Origin of the sequence: Planktothrix sp. FACHB-1365 (assembly GCF_014697575.1) — a bacterium.
In the GTDB taxonomy this organism is placed as follows: domain Bacteria; phylum Cyanobacteriota; class Cyanobacteriia; order Cyanobacteriales; family Microcoleaceae; genus Planktothrix.
Genome location: NZ_JACJSC010000006.1, coordinates 154,435 through 178,774, shown reverse-complemented (window position 1 = coordinate 178,774; position 24,340 = coordinate 154,435). Strand labels below are relative to the sequence as shown.

Annotated in this window: 23 protein-coding genes and 1 tRNA gene; 6 read left to right on the top strand and 18 right to left on the bottom strand. The window is 39.8% G+C overall.

The genetic code is table 11. From position 1 onward, the window contains the following. Nucleotides 1-88 precede the first annotated feature (88 nt). Together H6G57_RS10530 and larC are read right to left on the bottom strand one after the other, a co-directional pair. Nucleotides 89-874 carry a slipin family protein gene (locus H6G57_RS10530; RefSeq protein WP_190518359.1) on the bottom strand — a complete coding sequence of 262 codons (786 nt, stop codon included), beginning with the start codon at nt 872-874 and terminating at the stop codon, nt 89-91. A gap of 124 nt (nt 875-998) precedes the next feature. Continuing rightward, nucleotides 999-2,312 (bottom strand): nickel pincer cofactor biosynthesis protein LarC, encoded by a 1,314-nt coding sequence (gene larC / locus H6G57_RS10525; RefSeq protein ID WP_190518357.1) that lies wholly within the window; start codon nt 2,310-2,312, stop codon nt 999-1,001. A 68-nt stretch (nt 2,313-2,380) separates the two neighbouring features. Between larC and H6G57_RS10520 the strand changes: the two genes are divergently transcribed. Beyond that, complete coding sequence (locus H6G57_RS10520; protein ID WP_190518355.1) at nt 2,381-3,046, top strand: L-threonylcarbamoyladenylate synthase; 666 nt, start codon at nt 2,381-2,383, stop codon at nt 3,044-3,046. A 4-nt stretch (nt 3,047-3,050) separates the two neighbouring features. Here H6G57_RS10520 and H6G57_RS10515 read toward each other — a convergent pair whose 3' ends face one another. Both H6G57_RS10515 and H6G57_RS10510 read right to left on the bottom strand, forming a co-directional pair. Continuing rightward, the gene (locus tag H6G57_RS10515) at nt 3,051-4,658 is read right to left on the bottom strand and encodes a tetratricopeptide repeat protein (protein ID WP_190518353.1); all 1,608 of its coding nucleotides are present in this window, start codon (nt 4,656-4,658) and stop codon (nt 3,051-3,053) included. Nucleotides 4,659-4,764: 106 nt separating this feature from the next. Beyond that, on the bottom strand, nt 4,765-5,361 hold the full coding sequence (locus H6G57_RS10510; RefSeq protein WP_190518351.1) for a hypothetical protein: 597 nt from the start codon (nt 5,359-5,361) through the stop codon (nt 4,765-4,767). A 330-nt stretch (nt 5,362-5,691) separates the two neighbouring features. Between H6G57_RS10510 and H6G57_RS10505 the strand changes: the two genes are divergently transcribed. Continuing rightward, nucleotides 5,692-5,961, top strand: coding sequence for a zinc ribbon domain-containing protein (locus H6G57_RS10505; protein ID WP_190518349.1), 270 nt, complete (start codon nt 5,692-5,694; stop codon nt 5,959-5,961). Between the two features lie 13 nt (nt 5,962-5,974). On the opposite strand, the gene H6G57_RS10500 is transcribed toward H6G57_RS10505, so the two are convergent. The 5 genes from H6G57_RS10500 to H6G57_RS10480 all read right to left on the bottom strand — a co-directional run bounded on the left by H6G57_RS10500 (nt 5,975) and on the right by H6G57_RS10480 (nt 11,053). Further along, nucleotides 5,975-6,505: a hypothetical protein gene (locus H6G57_RS10500; RefSeq protein ID WP_190518347.1), complete on the bottom strand. Its 531-nt coding sequence runs from the start codon at nt 6,503-6,505 to the stop codon at nt 5,975-5,977. A 303-nt stretch (nt 6,506-6,808) separates the two neighbouring features. Further along, nucleotides 6,809-9,025, bottom strand: a complete 2,217-nt coding sequence (locus tag H6G57_RS10495; protein ID WP_190518345.1) for a DUF3769 domain-containing protein — start codon at nt 9,023-9,025, stop codon at nt 6,809-6,811. Nucleotides 9,026-9,028: 3 nt separating this feature from the next. Next, on the bottom strand, nt 9,029-9,181 hold the full coding sequence (locus tag H6G57_RS10490; RefSeq protein ID WP_190518344.1) for a hypothetical protein: 153 nt from the start codon (nt 9,179-9,181) through the stop codon (nt 9,029-9,031). Between the two features lie 52 nt (nt 9,182-9,233). Next, complete coding sequence (locus H6G57_RS10485; protein ID WP_072720239.1) at nt 9,234-9,350, bottom strand: photosystem II reaction center protein I; 117 nt, start codon at nt 9,348-9,350, stop codon at nt 9,234-9,236. A 197-nt stretch (nt 9,351-9,547) separates the two neighbouring features. Next, nucleotides 9,548-11,053, bottom strand: coding sequence for a hypothetical protein (locus H6G57_RS10480; protein WP_190518342.1), 1,506 nt, complete (start codon nt 11,051-11,053; stop codon nt 9,548-9,550). Between the two features lie 49 nt (nt 11,054-11,102). On the opposite strand from H6G57_RS10480, the gene H6G57_RS10475 reads away from it, so the two are divergent. After that, nucleotides 11,103-14,303 carry an alpha-mannosidase gene (locus tag H6G57_RS10475; protein ID WP_190518340.1) on the top strand — a complete coding sequence of 1,067 codons (3,201 nt, stop codon included), beginning with the start codon at nt 11,103-11,105 and terminating at the stop codon, nt 14,301-14,303. Between the two features lie 13 nt (nt 14,304-14,316). Here H6G57_RS10475 and H6G57_RS10470 read toward each other — a convergent pair whose 3' ends face one another. The 3 genes from H6G57_RS10470 to H6G57_RS10460 all read right to left on the bottom strand — a co-directional run bounded on the left by H6G57_RS10470 (nt 14,317) and on the right by H6G57_RS10460 (nt 16,490). Further along, on the bottom strand, nt 14,317-14,838 hold the full coding sequence (locus H6G57_RS10470; RefSeq protein ID WP_190518338.1) for a phycobiliprotein lyase: 522 nt from the start codon (nt 14,836-14,838) through the stop codon (nt 14,317-14,319). A 175-nt stretch (nt 14,839-15,013) separates the two neighbouring features. Then, nucleotides 15,014-15,169, bottom strand: a complete 156-nt coding sequence (locus H6G57_RS10465) for a hypothetical protein (protein WP_190518337.1) — start codon at nt 15,167-15,169, stop codon at nt 15,014-15,016. A gap of 220 nt (nt 15,170-15,389) precedes the next feature. Continuing rightward, complete coding sequence (locus H6G57_RS10460; RefSeq protein ID WP_190518335.1) at nt 15,390-16,490, bottom strand: YheT family hydrolase; 1,101 nt, start codon at nt 16,488-16,490, stop codon at nt 15,390-15,392. Between the two features lie 144 nt (nt 16,491-16,634). Here H6G57_RS10460 and H6G57_RS10455 point away from each other — a divergent pair, with 144 nt between their 5' ends. Continuing rightward, on the top strand, nt 16,635-17,501 hold the full coding sequence (locus H6G57_RS10455) for a DNA adenine methylase (RefSeq protein WP_309235833.1): 867 nt from the start codon (nt 16,635-16,637) through the stop codon (nt 17,499-17,501). Between the two features lie 193 nt (nt 17,502-17,694). Next, nucleotides 17,695-18,165, top strand: a complete 471-nt coding sequence (locus tag H6G57_RS10450) for a cupin domain-containing protein (protein ID WP_190518333.1) — start codon at nt 17,695-17,697, stop codon at nt 18,163-18,165. A gap of 466 nt (nt 18,166-18,631) precedes the next feature. Here H6G57_RS10450 and H6G57_RS10445 read toward each other — a convergent pair whose 3' ends face one another. The 6 genes from H6G57_RS10445 to cofG form a co-directional block, all read right to left on the bottom strand. Beyond that, complete coding sequence (locus H6G57_RS10445) at nt 18,632-19,516, bottom strand: hypothetical protein (protein ID WP_190518330.1); 885 nt, start codon at nt 19,514-19,516, stop codon at nt 18,632-18,634. Beyond that, entirely contained in the window at nt 19,517-20,155 is a 639-nt protein-coding gene (locus H6G57_RS10440) for a J domain-containing protein (protein ID WP_190518328.1), read from the bottom strand. Between the two features lie 225 nt (nt 20,156-20,380). After that, nucleotides 20,381-20,713, bottom strand: coding sequence for a DUF5615 family PIN-like protein (locus tag H6G57_RS10435; RefSeq protein ID WP_190518326.1), 333 nt, complete (start codon nt 20,711-20,713; stop codon nt 20,381-20,383). Further along, nucleotides 20,710-20,934, bottom strand: a complete 225-nt coding sequence (locus tag H6G57_RS10430) for a DUF433 domain-containing protein (protein ID WP_190518456.1) — start codon at nt 20,932-20,934, stop codon at nt 20,710-20,712. The genes H6G57_RS10435 and H6G57_RS10430 overlap by 4 nt, the downstream gene beginning before the upstream one ends. A gap of 50 nt (nt 20,935-20,984) precedes the next feature. Beyond that, nucleotides 20,985-21,055, bottom strand: a tRNA-Cys gene (locus H6G57_RS10425). Nucleotides 21,056-21,071: 16 nt separating this feature from the next. Further along, complete coding sequence (cofG, locus tag H6G57_RS10420; RefSeq protein WP_190518324.1) at nt 21,072-22,049, bottom strand: 7,8-didemethyl-8-hydroxy-5-deazariboflavin synthase subunit CofG; 978 nt, start codon at nt 22,047-22,049, stop codon at nt 21,072-21,074. Nucleotides 22,050-22,242: 193 nt separating this feature from the next. Here cofG and H6G57_RS10415 point away from each other — a divergent pair, with 193 nt between their 5' ends. Beyond that, a complete protein-coding gene (locus H6G57_RS10415; protein WP_190518322.1) occupies nt 22,243-24,303 on the top strand; it encodes a prolyl oligopeptidase family protein in 2,061 nt (686 codons plus the stop codon). Nucleotides 24,304-24,340: the final 37 nt, after the last annotated feature.

Genomic DNA, 24,340 nt, shown 5'->3' with positions numbered 1-24,340 from the left:
TTGGGATGAAAATTAATCAATCTCTCTTTAACCCTTAGATTTGTAGCCTATAGTGGTAGGGAATAGGGAATAGGGTTGAAAAACCTTTTTATTCGGTTTTCGCAGGAAGAGAAGTTTTGGACTGGGGTTTAACGGCTAAATTTTGAGCTAATGAGGTTAAATCTGAAGGAAGTACAACAATCGTTGTAGTATTATTTTCAGCGCCAATTTCCGATAACATTTGTAACCGCCTTAACTCTAAAGCTGCGGGATTTTTCATAATCAGTTGGGAGGCTTCTGCTAATTTAATTGAAGCTTCTTGTTCCGCTTCAGCTTTAATTAAACGCGCTCGTTTTTCGCGGAATGCTTCGGCTTCTTTTGCCATAGCACGTTGCATAGAAGTGGGAATTTCAACATCCTTCATTTCCACCCGTTCAATGATAATTCCCCAGGATTCTGTCATCTCATCAACAACTTCTTGAATTTTATGATTAATTTTATCTCGATTTTGTAAAACATCATCCAAACTGTTTTGACCGATGACATTCCTCAAGGTTGTTAACGCCGCTTGATAAACAGCTTTTTCATAATTTTCGACTTTAACAATTGCTTTAGATGGGTCAATTAAACGGTAATACAAAACTGCATTAACGCGAATGGTAACACTATCCGATGTAATTGTTTCTTGGGGTTCAATATCAACGGTTTTTGTTCTAATATCGACTTGAACTTTTTGATCAATGGCGGGAATAATCCAATATAAACCCGGCCCTTTCACCGCCTGTACTCGCCCTAATCTGAAAACAACCCCCCGTTGGTATTCTCGGTCTAATTTAAACCCTGCAATGGTTAAATAAGTCAGTAGAATAAAAGCAGATCCAAACAGATAACTCATGATTTTGGCTCTCCAATGCTAATTCTAGTATAAAGAGCAACAGAAATTAAGCTTAAATTCTTAATAAATTTTTAGGATAAGACATAGAAGCTTAATTATTGATCTCTCTTCTCTATTCGCAATTTTAAGGCAAATTATACCAACTTTGTAAGGCTAATCGATGGACTTCTAACCAACTAATTTTATGTTGTTTAGCCAGTTTGGCACAATCTTCATATTCCGGTTGAACATTCGTAATCTTTTCTCCCGAAAACCCGACCTTAATGCGAACAACACCATAAGGGGTTTGAACCGTTTGAATATCCCGTTTGAGAATACTGCGATTTTGCAGGGTATAACGAATTCCTAACGTTGTCGTTTCTCGAAATAATATCGCTTCACAAGCTTGACGGTCTTCGGGGTGACAAATAATCGTCAATAAGACTCCTAAACGAGACTTTTTCATGGTAATGGGTTGACTAAAAACGTCAATGGCTCCCGCTTGAAATAATAACTCAAACGTATAAGAAATCACTTGAGGACTTAAATCATCAATTTGAGTTTTTAAAACCGCAATTGTCTCCGAAATTGTTTGGATTTCTGGATTACTTTTTGAATCCATATCAGGATTATAAAGGTGATTGTGTTCTCCAATCCAAAGCCGTAAAATATTAGGAATGGGAAAATCATGAGAACCTGCCCCTAAGCCAATGGTTTGAATCGATAAAGCTGGAGGTTCTCCAAAATATTCAACTAAAGTCACCATAATAGCAGCACCCGTTGGTGTAACTAATTCTCGTTCAATTCCATTGCTATAAACCGGAACTTTCCCCAGTTCAAATAACTTTAAAACCGCCGGAGCCGGAACGGGCAATTGACCATGAGCCGCCCAAACTGTCCCTCCTCCTGTGGGTAATTTTGAGCAGTAAAATTGATCAATATTCAACCAATCTAAACCCAAACAAGTTCCCACAATATCCACAATGGCATCCGTCGCCCCCACTTCATGAAAATGCACCTCTTCTAAGGGAATGCCATGAACAGCCGCCTCTGCTTCTGCTAATTTCCGAAAAATTGCTAAACTCCAAACTTCTACCTGTTTCGGTAATTTCCCTTTAAGAATAATATCTTCAATATCGGATAAATGACGGGTGGGGCTGAGGTTATGGGTGGGATGAATTTCATCTTGATGCAGATGATTGTGAGCCTGATCCTGATTATGATGGGAATGGATGTTTTTTGGGGAGGGTTGCTGTTGAGTTAAATTCACGGAAACTTTAGTGGCCAACTGTCCTTGACGACGAACAGATTTGACTTTAAACTGATATTCCGCCCCAATTCCCAGTAAATCTAACTTTTCCTTTAAATAATCGATGGGAACCCCGGCATGAACTAAAGCCCCTAGGCACATATCCCCAGAAATCCCAGTGGGACATTGAAAATAAGCAATTTTAGCCATAATTTGTCGTTAGTCTGTTAGTCTTAAAATCACTATAAAATTTATTCTCTAAAATACAACATTTGACTATGGCAATTCTCTACGAACTTCACCCCCAAAACCCTCAAGAACGTACCCTAGAAAAAATCAAAGAGGCCCTCAAGGATGGCGCGTTGATGCTATATCCGACGGATACGGTCTATGCCATTGGCTGTGATTTAACCGTTAAGTCGGCCATTGAACGAGTCCGACGCATTAAGCAACTCTCCAATGATAAACCCTTGACCTTCCTCTGTTCGTCCTTATCGAATATTACTGATTATGCCATTGTCAGTGACTCAGCTTATCGGTTAATTAAACGCTTAATTCCAGGGACATACACGTTTTTATTACCCGCGACTAAATTAGTTCCTAAATTAGTCATGTCTCCCAAACGCAAGACCACCGGAATTCGGGTTCCCAATCATCAAGCGTGTTTATCAATTATTGAAACTTTGGGTAATCCAATTATTTCAACGTCTGCCCATATTACCACAGAAGAAGAAGGTCAAGCTCCGATTGCGTTGCCCATAGAAGGTCAAATTGATAAAGCCAAATTGTACGATAGTTTAGGAAAATTAGTCGATATTATTGTTGATGATACCTCAGATCCAGGTTATCAAGTTTCAACAATTATTGATTTAACCGCCGATGAACCTGTTATTGTTAGAAAAGGTCAAGGATGGGAAGAAGCGCAAGAATGGTTTGAAGCATAAAAGCTTAAACCGTTTTTTGCAGGATTAACTGATAGCCTTGATGTAAAATTTTTGCAGGTTGGGAGAGGCTATTCAAAAACTGATCAATGCCTTGATGAGTATCTTCTTCGGGATGTTCAGGATCTCGATATTCGTAATCATCAAAAATCAGGATTCCTTCCGGTTTTAGTAATTGCCAAGATAGTAACGCATCTTGCAAAACAACTGAGGCTAAATGACAGCCATCAATATAAACAAAATCGTAGGTATGAGGGGAAAGAGTGGGTAATATGTCTTGAGAATATCCCTCTAATTTAATTACTTTTTCCGATGCTCCAGTTTTAACGATATTTTGATCAAATTCTGTTTTAAAACTTAAGTCTATACACGTCATTTTTGCTGTTGGGTGGGTTAAAATCTGATCCAGTAACCAACAAGCAGACATCCCTTGAAAACTGCCAATTTCTAAGCCTTGAATCTGGGGAAGATCAGCGAAAGCATGAAGGGCTTTATCCCAGTTCGGAATATTCACGCTAAACCAATCTTTGGTAAAGTGATAATTCTTCTCGCTGCTGGCAGTCCATCCCCTTAATTGATGGGATTTCTGATGACATTGAATCGATCTTTCAAGTTCTCCAATTTCTGATAAAAAGTTCCCTAAATGGGTATGAGAATGGGGTAAATTCAGGTTTATATTTAGGGCTTTTTCTGAAACGGCGATCGCTTCTTCCCATTGTTTTGTAAAACTATAAGCTCGACTTAAAGATAAATAGATAAATGGGTTCTTATCTTCTAATTTTAGGGCTTCTTGGTAAAAGGCGATCGCCATATCCCATTGTTGTAATTTAAACTTAATTTCTGCAATTTGAAAATAAGGTAAATAAGCCGTCGGATTTAAGGCAATCACACGCTGATAAGCTTGAATTGCATTTTCCCATTTGCCTAATTGTTTATTAATATTCCCCAAGACCATATAAGAGGGAAAAAATTGATCATTTCTTTCAACGGCTTGGCTATAAGCTTGAATTGCATTATCCCATTGTTGCAGTTGATGATAAGCTTCTCCTAGGTTATGATACGCTTCATATCCCTGGGGGTTAGATTGGATGGCATTCTGATAACAAAAAATTGCTTTGTCAATTTCCTGTTTTTGAAACAGTCGATTTCCTAAGACTAAATGTTCAGAAAATAGTCCTAAACTGGGTTCTAAATGAAACGCTTTATACCAAAAAATATCCGCTTCATCGAGTTGATTCACTTGAGTCAGAGCCTTTGCTAAATTTCGATGAATAACGGCTATATTAGGATTACATTGAATCGATTTTTGATAATATAAAATTGCGGTTCCCCAATCTTTTCTGTCAGCAAAAATATCTCCCAAATTTCCATAAACTTCTGCATAATCTGGCTTTAATCTTAAAGCTTTTTGATACCAAAATTCCGCCTGTTCAAAATCTTCTTGAACTTGCCAAATTACCCCTAATGTTTTACAAATCGGTGCATACTCTGGATCTATATTCAGTGCCGCCAAACACACAGACAGCGCTTCATCAACTTGTTGATGTGCTAAATGATAATTTGCCTGTTGATACAAATATTTAACAAAATTCTTGGGATTTAAAGATGAGTCCATTCGATCAAAATCGGGTGTCGGGTGTGTGGAACAGGCATCTTGCCTGTTAACTAGGGTGGCGGGTATCGGGTGTTAACGGTTAACAGCTAACACCTTTAAAAATCCTTTAACCTAAGCGATGATTACTTTCCATTTGTACAGTCGTTTCTTCAGGAGAAGGAGAAGGTAATAAAGGACTATTTTTAGGTTTAAGTACCGCTTGAATGGTTCTTAAAAAACGATTCGGTTTAGCCGCTTGACCATTTAATAATTGACGTTCTTTAACTTTTTTTGCCAAATGTCGCATCACGGATAAATCTAATTCATCAATAAAATGATCCGCAATGCGTTCCCCCATCAATTCAATCGCTTCGGAATACTGTTCCATTAATGACTCTAAAGCTTGGGAGGCTTCTGTTGTAATCTCATCAGGAACCGGATTTTGCTGAACAATAGGGGGTTCCGCTTCTACACTCGATTGTACCCGATTTAGGCGCTGATTTAAGAAATTTTGATATTCATCAACGGTCATTCCTAAATTATAAACATGATGATGAACATGATCAATTAAATCCACTTCTGAAGGAGTAAATTGACCATCCTGTTTATAAATTCCATGCAAACTAGCCCAAGTTTTTAAGGCGTTAGCATCATGAATTTGATAGCGATCTAACAGTTGAGTAGTTGTCATATTGGTTTCAGGAGTTGGTTTAAAATCACTCATCGATACATCCTCATTAGAATAGGTTAGAGTCAGAATTTTTTAATATAAACTCAATTTTATAGTCTTAGGAAAATTAAAACCCCCGTCAAATTCATGATTTTTTTAGTCAGCCTCAAAGCCAAGTGTATTTTGTCTTCTTGATCAAGATAGAGGATGAGATGTTGTTGAGCAAATGAATGGGAATCACAACCTCAACTTCCGTATTATCTCTGATTTTGGTAAAATTGCATCCGGTTTGGGTCTTCCCTTTTTTTGGGGGGGTGAAACTTTGAGCAAAACCCTCCATAATAGAGATATCAATCGTCACCCACTGTGATAGAAAGCCTTGCTATGCCAATCTACGATTATTTCTGTCCAAGCAACAACCAAACGATAGAAGTGATGCACTCCTATAGCCGGGAGATCAAAACCTGGGGTGAACTTTGCCAGTTGGCCCAGTGTGCCCTAGGAGAAACCCCTGAAGATGCTCCTGTGCGCCGTGTCATCAGTGCACCGATGCTTTCAGTTCCCACCTCTAATTCCGATTATAAAAACGCTGGGTTTACGAAATTAGTCAAACGAGACAAAGGAGTTTATGAAAATGTCACCGCATCCGATTAATAGCAGTCCCTAATCAATCCTTCTTTTTTTCTGGAGTTTTATTATCTATAAATCCCTTTAACTTCCTGTAAAAATCAGGATGTTTAAGGGATAATTTATCAGTTTCATGGGTTTTTAATTCGGAATTAATTTCTGGTTTAATATCTTTTTCTATTGTTTTTTCCTGGGTTTCCTGAGTCGGTAATGATTCGGAATTTTGACTCCTTAGTAATAAATTTTGCGGAAAGCGATGACAAATTAAACGCTCAAAATCAGAGGTAAAATGATAAATCGCTTGTCCCCGACGTTGCCAATAAATTAAGATTTGTTGTACAGAAATCGCTTTATAACGTCCTTGATATAACGCTTCTAAAATTGCCAAAAACACCCAAGAAGCTTCATATTGTTCTAGCCACTCAGCCGCAATTTGTTCAGAAGTCTGATCCGATAAATCAAAACCATAATACTTCAGTAACGCCGAAGCTTCCACCGAGGGCTGGTTCAAGGTTTCGGCTTGGGTTGGGTGGTCTTCCCTATCCGGGAACGGAAATTCTAAAGCAAACACAGCAATCACCTCCTGGGGGTTGTCAGTTATCAGTTATCAGTTATCAGTTATCAGTTGTCAGTTATCAGTTGTCAGTTGTCAGTTGTCAGTTATCAGTTGTCAGTTGTCAGTTGTCAGTTATCAGTTATCAGTTATCAGTTGTCAGTTGTCAGTTGTCAGTTTAGAAACTTACCATAGTGCCTCTCTACTGAAGTTAATGATTTCCCTCCCTCCCCCGCTCCCCATCCCCCCGTCCCCTTGTCCCCCCGTCCCCTTGTCCCCCCATCCCCTTGTCCCCCCATCCCCTTGTCCCCCCATCCCGACTTAAGGTTCTGGTGGAGTTCCAAAATCGGGGTCAGGAGTTCCTACCCAGTTAAAATCGCTAATTCTTAAATTAATACTACCAATGCGACGCACTGGATTAATGCGTAGAATCACCCCATAGGTGCGACGGCTATATTCTAAAGTAAACTCATTGTTTAATGATAAACCATTCTCTAAATTCACCGCCGATTCAATTCCAGCCCTTAACCCCCCATAAATTTGTTGAACTAATCCCATACTAAGCACTCGTTGATCCACTAAGCGATCAAACAAAAATGGAGATTGTCCATCTAAGAAAACTTGAGTATAAAATACACTAAATCCTGTATAGTCTAAAAAGTCTTTAGAAAAATGACCTAATTGTCCTTGCAGTCCGACGGATGTACTTAGATAAGATTGGGAATAATCTTCACTATATTGGGTTGTGACACCCCTGGTAATAAACGCTAATTTCAAAAAGGGAATCACCGGTTGAGGCGTATACCGTAACCCTTCTGTAGCAGTAGCAGGCAATCTTTCTCCTTGCCATAATAAAATCGGATAAATAAAAGTTCCCAAGGCTTCATACCGATCTAATGTTACCCGATCATTCGGACGAATGGGTTTCAATAATTCAGGGCGATCAGTATTTGCATTCACCGATTGATAGGAAGTTTGAAAGCTGAATAGAGCTCCTTGAGCATTTAAACGAATTACTGGAGAAGTGAGAACAGCCCCTAAACTACTATGGACGGTACGATAGCCCAAGGTTCCATTAAACAGACGGTTGCGATAACTATATTCTCCGTTGAGGGCAAATCCAGCCCCCAATTGTTGGCGCACACGAACACTCCCCCGCAGTGCTTGTTCATTGAGATCGGGGAAATTTTCTAAGGTATTAAGGGATAAAAACCCTCTTAATTCCGTTGTTGGGGTAAGGGCTCCTGATAATTGGGCTTCTAACCCTAAAGAGGCTGGCTCAAAAGGGGTAAGGTTATCTTGAAAAATTCGTTGGAGTAACAGTCGGGGAGCGACTTGTAAAGTTACCGGGCCCAGGGGAACGGTCGGAAGATTCCCTTGAATAAAATAGCCCCCAAAATCTTTGAGATCATAGCCAATGGAAAAGGGGAGTGGTTGTTTTTCTGTGCGATCTAGGACAGTTCGTTCTCGAAACAAAGGCAGATTCAAGGATTGATCGAGAACCAGCCGCGATCGCGTGGTAATCAGTTCATCTCGCAGGGGGGAAATACGGTTAAATCGGGCGGTATCAGCCCTGACTTCTAGTTCTGGGGGGGAAAAGGGATCGTTGGTAATTCGGACATTTTGGGCTTCCCATCCCCCATTGCCGAATAAATCAATGCGCTCGGCGGCGAATCTCAGACGATTAACCGTACCTTGAACCCCAAAGAATGACCCCCCTCCGGCGGATACGGTGGCGTTTAATCCGGTATCAGCACTCACTTTCTGCACGGGTTGGGCGGCGGTAATCCGATCGCTAATGGGGGAGGGAAGGGTGGAGGTCGTACCCGTAACTAAGGGATCAACAATGGCGAGATCGGTGGCGGCGGTGCGGGTGGAAACGGTTCCTTGGGCTTGGTATACTGACCCGGTATTCTGGACGAAGTTATAGTCCATGCGATCGCCCCGAATCACCTGATTTCCTCGGGTGAGGGCGACATTGCCTTCGGCGATCACTTGACGGTTGACTAAATTAATTTGGGCTTGATCGGCATCAATCAGGGACTGACGAAACCGCACCATGACGTTGCCTTCGGCGATGACGATTTGCCGTTGTTGATCATATTCTTGCCGATCGGCGGTGATTTCTACGAGATCTGCTGGAGTGGGAACCGGGATAACGGTGGGTTGTTGGGACTCAGGAGGAGGCGTGATGGCGATTTTGTGACAGGTTTGAGTCGGGCAAGAAGGATCGGTTTGGGTAAAGGAAACGCTGGAATCAAAGTGATATGGGCTGGGAGAAACAGTTTCGGACTCCACCGTTGGACTTACAGGCGGGCCGAGTAAGTCTGCGGAGACTTGATTGACTTCCTCTGGTGTCGCTTGAGGAAGGGGGTAGGTCAGGGTGGCGTGAGTTGTAACTTTGGGAGAAATTGAGAATGAAGGCGAGGGTTGCCCTAATTCATTGAGAACTGTTATCTTCCCTGCTTGAGTTGTATCTGATGAAGGCAGGGTACGAATCAAAGGAGGCGGTTCAGGAGGCGAGACCGGGTAGGGCATACTTCAGTAACAGAATTCCACACAATAGCCCGAACTCGATGGCATAAGGGACTGGGCTAAAACAATGTCATTAGCCATAAACTCTAGGGGAGCATGGCTAATGACAATTAAAGGTTTTATCATATCAAGGATTTTGTTCACAGAGGTTGTCGGCATATTATTTCCATTTTTATGCCCCAACTTCTGTTGAGACAACTTCCAGGCTGCTTTATTCTAAGTCTCTGCGTTTGGGGTTCCGCGCCGGGTCATTGGACAAAAATCCAAACACGAATAAAGCTACAAAGAACAGAACGACGATATTAACGATGATTTTTAGTGTCAGCATTGATGAATGTCTCCGGGGCTGCAAGAGTCTATTTATAAATGTTATGCCGGAAGCACAACTTTATCATCATATCTCAAAATATCCTTTCCTTTAAGGATTCTTTTCCGCCCCCTTGACAAAAGATGGCTTTGTGTTAATATTATAATAGGGAATCTGTGCGCGCCTATAGGGTCTTTTTTCAACCGTTTCAAGTCTGCCTAATTTTTCTGATAATGGGTTAACCAATACCAAGCTTTAGCAATCATCTCTTCAACCTTGACCATAATTTGATCTAACCACCCTAAAATTCGTTCTAGGGGGTGTTTAATATATCCGGTGGCGGTAACTTTGGCTTCTAACCAGTCGGGTTTGGCTTCTGGGGTCGATGAATTAGAAGAAATTTGGGGGGATTCTATAGCATAATTTTGAGATTTTGTCAAGGGCTTTGGAGCAGTGGGGGAAGTTAAGGAAAGATTGTCTGAGGTTGGTGATGTTTTGAAGCGGTTTAAGGAAGACTCGACTTTCTCCCCAACTCGCTTTTGGGTATTATTATCCTGGGTTAAGGGGGTGGATGAGGGGGAAGCGGGACGGAATTTGGCAGTTTTAGGGTTTTTAAGCTTTGATAAAATATTCTCAGCGCGCGCTTCTGGGGTTAACCAAGGATCTTCTACCAGAGCCTGGGGAAGGGAGGAGGCGGGAGAAGAGTTTGTAGTCGAAATAACACCCGAAAATTGTTGTGAATTTTCTTCGGAAGTTAGGGGGGGATGAGGGTTACCAAAGAAATAATCAACAGCCGCTAAAATTAAAGATTGAATCTTATAAAAATATTCATCAACCCCTTGTTCTAAAGGAGATTCTGATTTAACTACGACATCCGTTTGAGGTGGTTTTTGCCAAGTTTGAATAACCGTTTGTCCCCAGGTTTGACTGTGTTGAACAATGTTGTGGGTGGCGTGGGAAAGGGGAACAATTGAATAATCTTCGACTTGTGCGATCGCACCATCTAAGGTATAAATCAATTGAGGAGAAGGGTAAGGAAAGGAACTAGACTCAGCAAAATTCGCTTCTCCAAAACAATTGATTTTGACCGCAACCGGACTGGTTTGTACCCAACTCATCACCTGCCAAAACCACCGAATGGGAGATAAAATATGAGGAGAATGGAACGTCGGTTGTAATTGGGGTTGAAAGAGGTTTTGCTGTTGCGCTAAATGTTGATAAAAATAGTAATAGTTGGCGACTTCTAAAACAATCTGTTGCTGAAGATGATGTTGTTCTTCAACGCTGAGACTATCTAAAATAATATTATCTTTTTGAACCAGAACCAACGTTTGCGAGTCAACTTGACTGGCTATCCCTTGAATGTCTAAGGTGACGGGTGGAGAGGCTATCGAATTTTGAAATAGAGATTCAGTTTGGGTAACGACTGTATTAAGAACCTGAACAATAGGAGTATCAACGTCTGGCGGTTGCGAAGTCTCAGTCTTAACTTGGGATGCAAGTTGGGGAAAATACTGTTTAACCGTCGTTGCTAATTTTTGGCGAGTGACTCGAACGGTTTGCAGGAGAAAATAAACCGGATACAGTGCCGTTTGCAACGTCATCTCGGTGGCATACTTAAAATAGCGCCAAGTTCGACTTCCCTCATCGGTCAATTTCTGAGCCGTTTGAGAGATAAAATTAAATAATCGACTTTTGTAGGGCCCGGAGTCAGCAACAGACATGGCAACAATGGGTTTATTTAGGATTTTCCCCCCTTTACTATAACAGATCATGTGTTTTTCTACAGCCCCCCTCCTCCTCAAACTCACTCAAGTTGCAGAACAATTGCGTGGGTTGACTCAGATTAATATTCAACCCCAATGGCAAGTGATCAACGCCATGCAGGTTGGCGAACTTGTTGAAATCAATGAACGGGGACAGATTGCTTGGGCGGCAGGACAACAGAATTTGAGATTAAGACAAAAAATAATAGTTCCCCCTGAGTTACGCGGTTATCCGTTAACCAGTTTAAGTTTAAGAATAGTCTTAAGTTGGTGGGCGGAAGAGGCTCAAATCTATATTAATCATCAGTTTGTCCAAGCGGGAGATTTATTTGATAGTTATACCCGAATTTTATTAAGTCCCTCGGTACAGCCAGGGGATGAGTTTGAGGTGGAATTAAATTTAGTCAGTCCCGGTCATGACCGAGGCGCATTGGTTTCTTCCTGGTGTTGGTATGAAGTCTCGGACGCTTCCCAAATTGACCCGGTATTTTTAGCCGATGAATTAGAAATTTTGGGGATAATTTTAAACGCCGAACTCCACAACCCCAACCTTGAAGCCAGCTTAATTTCCCTATTAGAACGTTTAGAGATTATTTCTGGCTATACTCTCCCCCAACAGCTTCCCCAATTTAAAAATAGTCTGATTCAACTTCGTCAAACCTTACAGTCGATTATTCCACAATTGCCATCCTATCAAATTCGCTTACTCGGTCACGCCCATTTAGATTTAGCTTGGCTATGGCCGATAGCAGAAACTTGGATAGTCGCGCAGAAAACCTTTGAATCAGTTCTGAACTTACAAACGGATTTTCCTGAACTAATTTTTTGCCATTCTTCCCCCGTTCTGTATGAATGGATAGAACAAAACTGTCCTGATTTATTTAGCCAAATTCTCAATAGGGTTCAACAGCAAACCTGGGAAATCGCCGCCGGACTTTGGGTAGAACCAGATCTCAATCTGATTAATGGAGAATCTATCGTCCGTCAGGTTTTATACGGACAACATTATGTTTTAGAAAAAATGGGTCAACTTTCCACCGTTGCTTGGCTACCCGATACCTTTGGATTTTGTTGGCAACTTCCCCAAATCTTTAAACAAGGGGGTATCAACTATTTTATTACCCAAAAACTGCGCTGGAACGATAGTACAAAATTTCCCTACGGCTTATTTCAATGGCAAGGGTTAGATGGAACTCAAATTGTGAGTTTCATGACGGCTTTAATTGGTGAACGAGTTGAACCCGTTAAAATGTTTAAAGCGGCGATAGACTGGAAAACCCAAACCGGATTAAATCAGAGTTTATGGTTGCCAGGAGTTGGCGATCATGGGGGAGGGCCGACCCGTGATATGTTAGAAATAACTCGACGCTGGAATCTATCTGCTATTTTCCCTCAATTTACCTTTCAAACCGTCGCCGATTATTTACAAGAAGTCCTGAATAATCCCCCCGTATCCCTTCCCATCTGGCAGGATGAACTTTATTTAGAATTCCATCGCGGTTGCTATACTACTCACGCCGATCAAAAACGTTATAACCGTCGCAGTGAAACGCTATTATATGAAGCGGAACTGTTTGCAACTCTCGCAACCCTTTACACCCAGTCTTCCTATCCCCAACGGGAACTAGAAACCGCTTGGAAGCAAGTTTTATTCAACCAATTTCACGATATTTTACCCGGTTCTTCTATTTCTTCCGTTTACCAACAAGCGAATCAAGATTGGCAAACCGCCATCACAAAAGCAGAAGAGATTCTACAACAATCTTTTGATGCGATCGCTAATTTTACGCCTCTTCCTCCCCCACCCCAACTGAACGCCCAACCGATTTTTATCTTTAATTCCCTGAACTGGTCACGCTCAGAGGTTGTTGCTGTCCCTATTCCCAATGGCGATAATTCTTGGGAAATTTACGATACTCAGGGAATAGCCCAACCCTCCCAACTCCGGGGAGAAAGGTCGGAAACGCCGCAACTGTTATTTTTAGCAAAAAATGTTCCGAGTGTGGGGTATCGAGTCTATTGGCTGGGGGTGAAGGAGGCTGAAACCCTTGAAACGTCGGGGAAAACACCCTATATGAGCGCACCTATTCCCCATTTTACTAAAAGTTTAGCAGAAAAAAACGAGTTTGTCAATAGTTATCAGTTAGAACCGGAAAAGATTAGCTTTGATAATGGGATTTTGCGAGTTATTATTAATTCCGAAACCGGAAATTTAGAACAGGTTTTCGACTTAATTCATCAACGTAATATCCTAAAACCCGGAGAAGGAAATCAATTACAAGCCTTTGAAGATTCAGGACAATATTGGGATGGGTGGAATATCGATCCGAATTATCAACAACATCCCTTACCGTCTCCGCAACTAAAATCCATTGAATGGATAGAACAAGGGCCTATAGTTTGGAAATTGAGAATTATTAAACAATTCCAGCAATCAGATTTTTGTCAAGATTATAGTTTAGAGCAAGATTCTCCCCTATTAAAAATTGAAACAACCGTCAATTGGCAAGAGCGTCATATTTTAATCAAAGCCGCCTTTCCCCTAACAATTTCTGCGGATACAGCCAGTTATGAAATTCCTTGCGGTGTGATTCAACGGTCTACAAATCCCCAAACCGATCCAGAAAAAGCCAAATGGGAAGTTCCGGCGATTCATTGGGCAGATATCAGTACATCAGACTATGGAATTAGTCTTTTAAACGATAGTAAATATGGCTATGATGCTCAACCGAATCAATTACGATTAACACTATTAAGAGGTTCAACTTGGCCCGACCCAGAAGCCGATTTAGGATCTCATCAATTTAGTTATGCCCTTTATCCCCATACGGGAGATTGGAAACAAGCCAAAACCGTTCAAAAAGGCTATGAATTTAACCGTCCGTTACAGGTTAAAACTTATCCTCCTGTTGCGTCTAGTTTATCTAAAACAACATCTGAATTAACCGATTACCAGAGTTTCCTAGAATTAGGATCGGAATCGTTAATTTTAATGGCATTCAAACCAGCAGAAACCCAACCGCAACGCTGGATTTTAAGATGTTATGAATCCCAAGGAGAAGAGACTATTTTAAAATGGGATAATTCTCTGGGATTAACCCTAGACTATCCCGTCAATTTATTAGAAGAATCCCAGGAAATTAGCAGTATGATAATATCTCCTTGGAAAATAGCCAGTTTTGCTTTATCAGGAATAGAAAACGGTTAACCGTCAACCCCGATTATTTTAATCCCATGCGAATTTCCGAACAAAAAGACGCTTGAGTTAAACCAGTATTATTTTTAACAATACTGGTACGAAGCCTAAGATTAGGCATCAAATACCATAACCGTTCTTCCACATAAAAATTAGGAGATTCTGTAATTAAAGTTAAGACCTCATCTTCTCCTAAACTATAACATCCCGATAAAGATTGATTGGGATTTGTGCCTTGACATTGTAATAATTCACCTTGCTGAGGATGATCAGGATAGATAATCGGAACTAAAATAGCAGACCCCTTCTCTGGATTAGAGTTTCCTTCTATTGTTCCCTCCCACGTTAATCGAAACCCTCCAGAAATTGTAGTCGGGTCAATCTTATGCTGCTGACAAACTTGAATCACCGTCCCATCGTTGTTCGGTAAATGTTCAATGATTAAATTAGACTTACCCGCTTTTAATTCCCCCGATTTTAAATTGTGTAGAGTGCGTTGAGAAAACCATTTCCCGGCACTTAATTCAAAGAAATCGCTAATATTCATCGTTAATTATCCCCAAAAAGAAGAACCCCAATCCTTTTGAATTTTACAATAAATGGGGCTGATTTTAATAGTCCCAGAGGTTAAAGTTTATCACCTGTTAGTGGTGCGATCGCCGCGCTTACAGACCCTACATTGACCCCTGAGACAATTTGTCATCTCAAGCTTAAACAGAATATTAGTGATTTCGGCGATATTTAATTCGGGTTTTTGTCTCAACATCCCATTCCTTATCCCATTTTTCTTTAGGAGGAGGTTCAGGTTTGGGTTTATGAAATTGAGCAGCAATGGCGGCTCCAGCCGATAATCCTAAAATAATAAGCAGGGTTTCCATCTGGGTTGCACTCTGGTAATTGAAAATCAATCGTTTCAAATTGTCATTTGAGTCGGACTTCTGGTTATTCCGTTAACGATTGCCTAAATTCTATCTTATCTTAGTTATAAACTCTACAATTCGATGAGAAATTAAGCTTAGATAAGCTATTCCGAGTATTTCGTCAACCGTATATTTCGGTAATTATGGGTTTACTTTTATATCAAAATTCTTCTGAAGTTTACGATAATTTACGGTTGTAATTGATATGTTTATCCGTTTCTAAAGACTGTTCTTGCTGGTTAAACCAATCTAAAATACGATTCCAGGCCCACCACCGATCTGGATCATTAAATTCATTTTGACAAGATTTACTACTAATATATCCAACATGACCCCCATATTGAGTTGTAACTAAATCAATGGCAGAATTGTGATAACTTGCAGCTTTCAACTCAGGAATAATTGCAGGTTCAAATAAGGGATCATCTTCTGCATATAAAATTAATGTAGGTTTATGAATTTGGGGAATTAACTGTAACCCACCACTGGCTTTATAATACTCTTCAACACTCTTAAACCCTAACCGTTTAATGACTAATTCATGGTCAAAACTCCAGATTGAATTCGCTCGTTTAATGGCTTCTAAATCAATATCATGAGGATGATACTGATACAGATGTTTAGCTAACTTCTTCAGTTCTTTTGTAATCGCCCGTTCTAAATGTTTTCCCCAAGAATGTTGGACTAAATAACTTAAAGAACGATTAGAATCTAAACTCGGACAAATCACTGCCCCCCCAGCAATATCGGAATCTTTTAAGTTTAAATCTAGCCCCCATTGATTGACAGTTTGAGCCGTTTTAATTCCCCATAATGCTAATTGTCCTCCTAAAGAATACCCCGTAAACCAAAAAGGAGTCGGACAACCCATTCGTTTAGATTGTGCCGCAATTCTAACAAAATCTTCTCCTTCTAATAAGCCATCGGATGTTAATGTTGGGGATAATTCTGCTGTTTTTCCGTGGGCTCTCCAGTCAAACAAAACCACCGCATAACCCGCCGCAAATGCTTTTCTTCCCCCCAGTTTTAAAAACCATTGATTCTCTAAAGTCCCCGTAATTCCATAGGTAGAAACAATCGTCCCTTTAGGATTTTTGGGTTTAGCAATAATCCCGTAAATAGGAACCCCTCCCGCCCCAGAAAATACCGCTTCTTGATAGGGAGGCTCAGGTAAATTAATGGTCTTTTCCCAAGTTCGGCTGGCTCTTAAAGCCCCATAAATGGTCATCAAGAAACCGTTTTTTAGATTAAAAGGGGGCTGATAAATCGGCTGAGTCATTGAAGTTTTAGACGCTGTTCGTTAGTTCACGTTGAATAGAATAACAAATAATGCAGTATTTTGGGTAAATCGTGCATATTGACTAAAATTTCAATTTAATCTAAAATAGACTATGCTCCTAAAGTTTGAAGGAATTATTAGTCTGTGACTGTGCAAAAAAATCCCTTGGTTAAACCCTTTTTAAAATGGGCGGGAGGTAAAAGGCAATTATTACCGGAAATCCTAAAATATCTTCCTAAAAATATCGGTAAAGCTACATACTTTGAACCCTTTTTAGGAGGAGGTGCACTCTTATTTGAGTTACAACCTAAAACAGCAATTGTGAATGATAGTAACTGGGAATTAATTAATTGTTATAAAGTGATTAAGGATAATGTTGAAGAACTCATTGAGATTTTAAAAGATCACAAAGCGAAAAATTCCAAAGAATATTATGATGATCTTCGAGGAATTGATCGTTCAAAAAAGTATAGTAAATTCTCTGAAGCTGAAAAAGCTGCCCGAATTATTTATTTAAACAAAACTTGTTATAATGGATTATTTAGAGTTAATTCTAAAGGACAGTTTAATGTTCCCTTTGGTCGTTATAAGAATCCGAATATATTAGATGAGGCGGTATTAAGGGGAGTTAATGATTATTTTAATCAAAATAAAGTAACTTTTTCAAATCTTGATTTTGCTGAAGCTGTTAAAGATGCAAAAAAAGGCGATTTTGTCTATTTTGATCCTCCTTATGATCCCGTTTCTAATACCGCGTCTTTTACCGGATATGATATTAATGGTTTTAATCAAAATGAACAAAGACGTTTAAAACAGGTGGTTGATGAATTAACCGAAAAACGATGTAATGTGATGTTGAGTAATTCAGCCACAGATTTTATCTTGGATTTGTATAAAGATTATAAAGAAACAATTTTTATTGTTTCTGCAACCCGCAGTATTAACTCTAATGCTCTAAAACGAGGTAAAATAGATGAGGTTTTAATTTTAAATTATGTTACCAAACATTAAAAGACATGAACAACAAAAAACCAGGAAAAAATGATATATTGATTTTTTCATCCCACTTGAATCCCTACGTTTAACCCCATAGAGTTTATCCAAAAGTCAAAAGATTTCTCCCCTAGAACAGTTTCGTGCAAAACTAGGACACGACGTAACGATATAAACCGCTCAACCATTACACAGTAAGGAAGGATGAGTTGTGAAGCAATCCCCAATTTCAGCAGAATTGATTTCAGCACCCCTCGGTAAGACAATATACCCAGAGCCTTATGCTTCCCTTGTTCAGGGACGACAAAAGCGAAAACTGGGTGAGTATTTTGGGTTAACTCATTTTGGAGTTAATTTAACCCATCTCTCACCGGGTGCAATTTCTGCACTTGCTCACAGCCACTCAAAGCAAGAAGAATTTATCCTGGTATTGGAAGGCAGCCCAACGCTGGTACTGGGCGAAGAGGAATTCGTTTTGCATCCTGGAGACTGCTATGGATTTAAGGCAGGGACAGGTATCGCCCATCAACTGATTAATCGATCCCAGGAAAATGTAACCTATCTTGAAATTGGCGATCGCACTGAGGGAGACGAGGTGGAATTCCCAAATGACGATCTCAAAGCAACACAATTGCCGAATGGTGAATGGGCTTTAACGCACAAAGATGGTCGCGCATATTAAGGTCACTGTCTAACAATCGCGCTGCACTAGAACGTTCCGCGATCGCATTATATGCTTGATTGAACTTAATGCGAGCGCTCAATCGAGTCATGTTTGGTTTCACGTTACCTACTTTATGTGGCTAAGTCCTCGGTTGTAGCAGTATTTGTGAGTTATCTTTCAATAGCGAAGTTAAATTAGGGTAGTAGCAATGTATGGGAGCCAAAACTTTTGTCTATGAACGCCAAGTTGAATATTGGACAAGCCGACAGATAGAGGAGTTTTTTCTAAATGCTGGTTTCAATATTATTGTTTATCTCGCAGAACAAGGCTGAAAGATTTTGCTATCCATCTAGTTCTGACGGATAGCCATAATTTTTCAGCCTAATAATAGTTAGACTGCCCTGTTACCTGTGGCGGCTGTAACCAAAGAGCGTCTGTTTATCAGTTGGTAAAGCAGATGATTGAATTTTATTCAGTTAAAAAACTACTTTCTTTTCTTGCGCTTCATATCTTCTGCTGCTCGTAAAAGCTTTTGCTCTGGCAAAATATTTTGAAATTTACTAAATACATTTAGTTGGAAATGTGTCCAGCCGTCAGTAGGGGTATGATCTAAAGCATTCAGGTATAAGCGTAGGCTTAACTCTTGCATTTCCTCATAGTAGATATTATCAAATTGGTCTATAAAATTACTAGCACTAGATTCAATTCCAGCAGGACTGCAAAATATAAAGTCTACTCGCTTTCCAGGATATTTCTGAACTGCAAGTTCCAAATAGCGTCGCTTTTCAATCGCCTCTCGAACGTGATTGATTGTAATTGTATGTTTCTTAAGCTCTCGAATTCTAACTGCTTTTCTAGGATTATCAAATTCAACAAGATCAAAACGTCGAGTCTTTTTATCAGAATCCGATAAATTATCGAGAATAGTCACCTCTTGCCGAATGACGATTCTTCCATAGCCTGCTAACATAATTAAGCTATCTTGAAGAGCCTCTTCAGACTTTTCAACATACCATTGCTCTATACCACTCTCAACAATATCGGCGTACCACTGCAAGAAATTGAATCCATATTGGCTAGTAATTATTCCTAAATTAATTGCTTGGTGAACACAAATAATAGATTGGCGAAGATTAATAAACTTTCGCTTGTTCCCACTTACAAAAATCTCTTTTTCTCGACCAAAAGGGGCAAGATCATTGGTATATGCTTCTTCAGGAAATTGGGATAGCCGCTCTTCGTGGCGTTTAATTATATTTTGATACTGAGCCTTCTGCCTAATTCCTAGTACCGTTAAGAGATCACTAAGCGCAATTAGATTTCTTGAGAAAGTTACTGAATTATCAGAAAAATAATGAACTTCAAACATTTACACTTTTTGCTTCATTAAAAGCTTATTCTCATTTTTAACTGCATTATCTAATACATTTCTGTAGACTTTTTCGAGCAATGCAAAGTTTTGAGCATTTCCACCTTGATCCGGATGAAAAATCTTAGCTTCTTGATGATACGCACGTCTGATTGTTTCAGAATTGGAAAAAGGTTCAATCCCTAACAATTCATAATTTGCCTTGACATTTGCTATATCTTCCGGATCACCAAGATCTAAGTATTTTTTTCGTGCCCAAAATAGACGCACCTCCAACTCATGCTCTTCAACCCACTTATCGTGAGTTTCCTTATCCCACAGTGGATCTACATGATGCCGCGATTTGACTTTTGGATTTGACTCTTGAAGGCGGTATGGGTCAGCAAACTCACGCTTCAAACCTACGTCACTGCTTAAGTTCTCGTTGTTTGCAATGTAATTTGATTTACTTAAGAAGACAGGACTACCTCTATAAAACTCAACAAAGTATATTTTTGCCCAAGCAGTAATGCGTCGCACACAGCGCCTTTCGGCTGGAGCAAGTGCGTTTTGAAAGTCAAGGTAAACCAAGGCACAGTTCCTATCAAACCTTGCCTTAGCAACTGCATTAGGTTCAGCTACCTGCTTATACGTGTCCATGAATATATGTTGAACACCGAGCTATTCAATTGCTTTATGAGATAGCATAACACATATTTCACGATCGCATTCTATCCTTCTTAGCACTATAAACTGCAAACTTGATTGGGGTAATCTTGAAAAGCTTCAACGTCAGGTGTAGGCGATCGCAACCTATCCCTGCAACCTACAACTGTAACCCAAATATAGTGAGCAAATCCGGTGGCATAGGACGGTAAAACTATACTAATACAGTGCTAACACTCCAAGAGCAGGATCTTCGTAAAACTGGATGATGTCTTGATAATGCGATCGCAAAATTTCTTCAATCTGATTTGTTGAGCAATTACCCCGTCGAATCCAGATCACTTTTGGTGGAAATCCTCGCAAGACATTCAACTCACTAAAATCAGAGTCTCTGGTTACAACAGTAAAGCCACGTTGATTTGCATACTCCCACAGTAGGCGATCGTCTGCTTGATCTAAACCAATAAAGGAAGCGTGTTGAGAGTCAGGATACAAATCAGCAAGACGATTGACCAATCGAGGTGACAGATTTTGATCAAACAGTAGGTTCATGCTTGAGTCATTAATGTTTGTCGTTCTCGGTCAGCCGCATAACTTAAGCAAGCAAGAATATCTTCCTGAGTGAGATAAGGAAAATCATCCAGGATTTCCTCATAGGTCATACCTGAAGCTAGGTAAGACAGCACATCATAAACGGTGATTCGCATTCCACGAATACAAGGTTTACCGCCTCGCTTTCCAGGTTCTATCGTGATGATGTCTTGATACCGCATGGCTTCGTAGGGCGAAACAACAGACAATTTACAATTAGATTTATTTTTAAAGGCGGCACCCGGATTTGAACCGGGGGTGGAGATTTTGCAGACCTCTGCCTTACCGCTTGGCTATGCCGCCACGACCATGCAGTTATTTAATATAGCACAGGTGTTTGCGAAATCGCAAGCTTTTTTCGCCATTTGCTCACAACCCCTTGTAGGTCAGGAACAACCCAAGTATCATATTCAGGATAAACAGGTAGACGCCGCACCAATTGCCACCCATTGGGAGCTAAAATGGCCTGTAAGGTTTGATCATCGGGATGGGGATAATCGGGGTTCACTTCGTCACGGGGGCCAATACCGCCCAAATCTCGCGCTCCTGCGTCTAAACAGGCTAATAAAATATTAGGATGGTTGACTAAATTAGGGGGAATTTGTAAGGTAATATCAGGAGGTAAAATAGAACGGGCGATCGCTATAATATCCGGTAATTGCTGCAACTCAAAACTGTCTCTGTGTCCTATTTGTTGGCTTCCTAAACTGTGGGGTTGTAAAATTACTTCTTGAATATGTCCCCATCGTTGATGAACTGTTGCGATCGCATTTAAACTGTCTCGCCAGTCTTGAGAAGTTTCTCCAATTCCTAATAATAATCCCGTTGTAAACGGTATTTTTAATTCTCCAGCCCATTCTAACTGTTGTAACCGCAATTCAGGAACTTTACTAGGAGCGTAACGATGAACCGTTTCTAATAACTTAGGGGTAATTTGTTCTAACATTAACCCCATAGAAACATTCACCTGTTTTAATTGGGTCATTTCTGCAAACGTTAATGGCCCAACATTGGTATGAGGTAAAAACCCCAAGGATATCGCTAATTCGCATAACTCATAAATCCGTTGAAACCAAGCTAAACGTTGAGAACTATTCGGATGAACTTCCCCACTTAACACTAAAATCTCAATAATTCCTTGGTTTTGAAGCGGTTTTAACATTTTTTCTGCTTCTGTTAACGTTAACCAAGGACTTTCACCGATATTGGTTCTAAAATTACAATAACTACAACGATTAAAACAGTCATAAGTCGGGACAAGCGTATAAGCAGGACTGTAAGTAATGTTTCCATTCATACATTTTCAATTTAAGTGTGAGGTTTTTCTCGCTTTTTTCTGGGAGAATAATGACCCATTAGAATTATAATCAGATCAGTCGGTTAATTTTATCATCCAGTGGTTTGTGAAGTTGCGCTTACATACCCTATAAGTGTAATCTCAGGTTGATTTATTCCGATAACTTTTGGTTTACCCTTTATTGTTTAATCTCATGTCTGAACAAAATCCAATCCTCAGCTATCCTCACACTCGAAAATGCGATCAAGTTGATAACTATCATGGTGTGACCATTGCTGACCCCTACCGATGGTTAGAAGATTTAGACTCAGAAGAAACGAAAGCATGGGTTGAAGCCCAAAATACAGTTACATTTGCTTATTTGAATAATATTCCAGCCAAAGAAACCCTTAAAAATCGCCTCACGCAACTGTGGGATTATGAAAAATATGGTACTCCTTTTAAGCAAGGAACTCGCTATTTTTATTTTAAAAATGATGGACTCCAAAATCAAAGTGTTCTGTATGTTTTAGAGTCATTAGATGGGGAACCAAAAGTTTTATTAGATCCCAATACCCTATCTCCTGATGGAACCATTGCATTATCAGGAATGTCTATTAGTGAAGATGGAAATTTAATGGCTTATGGGTTATCTACTTCAGGTTCAGATTGGCAAGAATGGAAAGTTTTAGATATTAATACCCAAGAAAATTTATCCGATCATTTAAAATGGGTGAAATTTTCAGGAGCATCTTGGACACATGATCATCAAGGATTCTTTTATAGTCGTTATGATGAACCTCAAGAGGGAAAACCGTTAGAAGAAACGAATTATTTCCAAAAACTTTATTATCATCGTTTAGGAACGCCCCAATCTGAAGATGCTTTAATCTATGAACGTCCTGATCATAAAGAATGGGGATTTAATGGATTTCTAACGGAAGATGGCAAATATTTAATTATTTCCGTTTGGCAGGGGACTGAACCTAAAAACTTGGTTTTTTATCAAGATTTAACTCAACTAAATTCCCCCGTTATAGAACTGATTTCAGAGTTTAAAGCTAGTTATCGGTTTATTGATTATGAAGGAGAAAACTTCTGGTTTACAACGGATTTAGATGCGCCTCGGAGTCGAGTCATTGCTATTAATATTAATACTAAAACTCACACCGAAGTGATTCCCCAAGCTTCAGAAACCCTAGAAGGAGTTAACATTTTAAATAATCAATTTATTACAGATTATTTAAAAGATGCCCATACTCAAATTAAAATCTTTAATTTAGATGGATCATTTGTCCGAGAAATTGAATTACCGGGAATTGGTTCGGCGGATGGTTTTGCTGGAAAACGATATGATACCGAAACCTTTTACAGTTACACCAGTTTTACCACTCCTAATACCATTTATCGATACAATCTCGTGACAGGAGAAAGTACAATCTATCGCCAAGCTAACGTTGATTTTAATCCCGACGCATACGAAACCCAACAAATTTTTTATCCCAGTAAAGACGGAACTCTGATTCCGATGTTTATTACAGCCAAAAAAGGGATAGAATTAAATGGCAATAACCCCACAATTTTATATGGATATGGAGGATTTAATATTTCTCTGACCCCCTCTTTTTCTATTAGTCGTTTAGTCTGGTTAGAAATGGGTGGAATTTATGCGATCGCCAATTTACGAGGCGGGGGAGAATATGGAGAAGATTGGCATCAAGCGGGGATAAAATTGAAAAAACAAAATGTCTTTGATGACTTTATTGGTGCTGCGGAATGGTTAATTAAAAAAGGCTATACATCCTCTCAAAAATTAGCGATTATGGGAGGAAGTAACGGCGGGTTATTAGTTGGAGCTTGCATGATTCAACGCCCAGATTTATTTGCAGCAGCGTTACCTGCGGTGGGGGTTTTAGATATGCTTCGCTTTCATAAATTTACCATCGGTTGGGCCTGGTGTTCTGATTATGGTTCCCCGGAAAATCCCGAAGAATTTCAAGCTTTATATGCTTATTCTCCTCTGCATAATTTAAAGTCAGAAACGGCTTATCCCGCCACTTTAATTACAACTGGAGATCATGATGATCGAGTGGTTCCCGCCCATAGTTTTAAATTTGCTGCAACCTTACAGGAAAACCATGTAGGGGAAAATCCAGTATTAATTAGAATTGAAACCAAAGCCGGACATGGTGCCGGAAAACCCACTGCTAAAATAATTGAGGAAATTGCTGATGAATTTGCTTTTTTAAAGCAAGTTTTGAATATGAATTTCTAACTGAACATTGATATTAGAAACCCGATTTCTTGGAGAA

Bases quoted from the DNA above. Each gene is read 5' to 3' on its own strand.
- H6G57_RS10460 (WP_190518335.1), bottom strand. From the start codon at position 16,490: ATGACTCAGCCGATTTATCAGCCCCCTTTTAATCTAAAAAACGGTTTC.
- H6G57_RS10515 (WP_190518353.1), bottom strand. From the start codon at position 4,658: ATGGACTCATCTTTAAATCCCAAGAATTTTGTTAAATATTTGTATCAA.
- H6G57_RS10485 (WP_072720239.1), bottom strand. From the start codon at position 9,350: ATGCTGACACTAAAAATCATCGTTAATATCGTCGTTCTGTTCTTTGTA.
- H6G57_RS10475 (WP_190518340.1), top strand. From the start codon at position 11,103: ATGTGTTTTTCTACAGCCCCCCTCCTCCTCAAACTCACTCAAGTTGCA.
- H6G57_RS10430 (WP_190518456.1), bottom strand. From the start codon at position 20,934: ATGCGGTATCAAGACATCATCACGATAGAACCTGGAAAGCGAGGCGGT.
- H6G57_RS10510 (WP_190518351.1), bottom strand. From the start codon at position 5,361: ATGAGTGATTTTAAACCAACTCCTGAAACCAATATGACAACTACTCAA.
- H6G57_RS10465 (WP_190518337.1), bottom strand. From the start codon at position 15,169: ATGGAAACCCTGCTTATTATTTTAGGATTATCGGCTGGAGCCGCCATT.
- cofG (WP_190518324.1), bottom strand. From the start codon at position 22,049: ATGAATGGAAACATTACTTACAGTCCTGCTTATACGCTTGTCCCGACT.
- H6G57_RS10505 (WP_190518349.1), top strand. From the start codon at position 5,692: ATGCCAATCTACGATTATTTCTGTCCAAGCAACAACCAAACGATAGAA.
- H6G57_RS10445 (WP_190518330.1), bottom strand. From the start codon at position 19,516: ATGTTTGAAGTTCATTATTTTTCTGATAATTCAGTAACTTTCTCAAGA.
- H6G57_RS10440 (WP_190518328.1), bottom strand. From the start codon at position 20,155: ATGGACACGTATAAGCAGGTAGCTGAACCTAATGCAGTTGCTAAGGCA.
- H6G57_RS10470 (WP_190518338.1), bottom strand. From the start codon at position 14,838: ATGAATATTAGCGATTTCTTTGAATTAAGTGCCGGGAAATGGTTTTCT.
- H6G57_RS10435 (WP_190518326.1), bottom strand. From the start codon at position 20,713: ATGAACCTACTGTTTGATCAAAATCTGTCACCTCGATTGGTCAATCGT.
- H6G57_RS10495 (WP_190518345.1), bottom strand. From the start codon at position 9,025: ATGCCCTACCCGGTCTCGCCTCCTGAACCGCCTCCTTTGATTCGTACC.
- H6G57_RS10520 (WP_190518355.1), top strand. From the start codon at position 2,381: ATGGCAATTCTCTACGAACTTCACCCCCAAAACCCTCAAGAACGTACC.
- H6G57_RS10480 (WP_190518342.1), bottom strand. From the start codon at position 11,053: ATGTCTGTTGCTGACTCCGGGCCCTACAAAAGTCGATTATTTAATTTT.
- H6G57_RS10530 (WP_190518359.1), bottom strand. From the start codon at position 874: ATGAGTTATCTGTTTGGATCTGCTTTTATTCTACTGACTTATTTAACC.
- H6G57_RS10415 (WP_190518322.1), top strand. From the start codon at position 22,243: ATGTCTGAACAAAATCCAATCCTCAGCTATCCTCACACTCGAAAATGC.
- H6G57_RS10490 (WP_190518344.1), bottom strand. From the start codon at position 9,181: ATGCCGACAACCTCTGTGAACAAAATCCTTGATATGATAAAACCTTTA.
- larC (WP_190518357.1), bottom strand. From the start codon at position 2,312: ATGGCTAAAATTGCTTATTTTCAATGTCCCACTGGGATTTCTGGGGAT.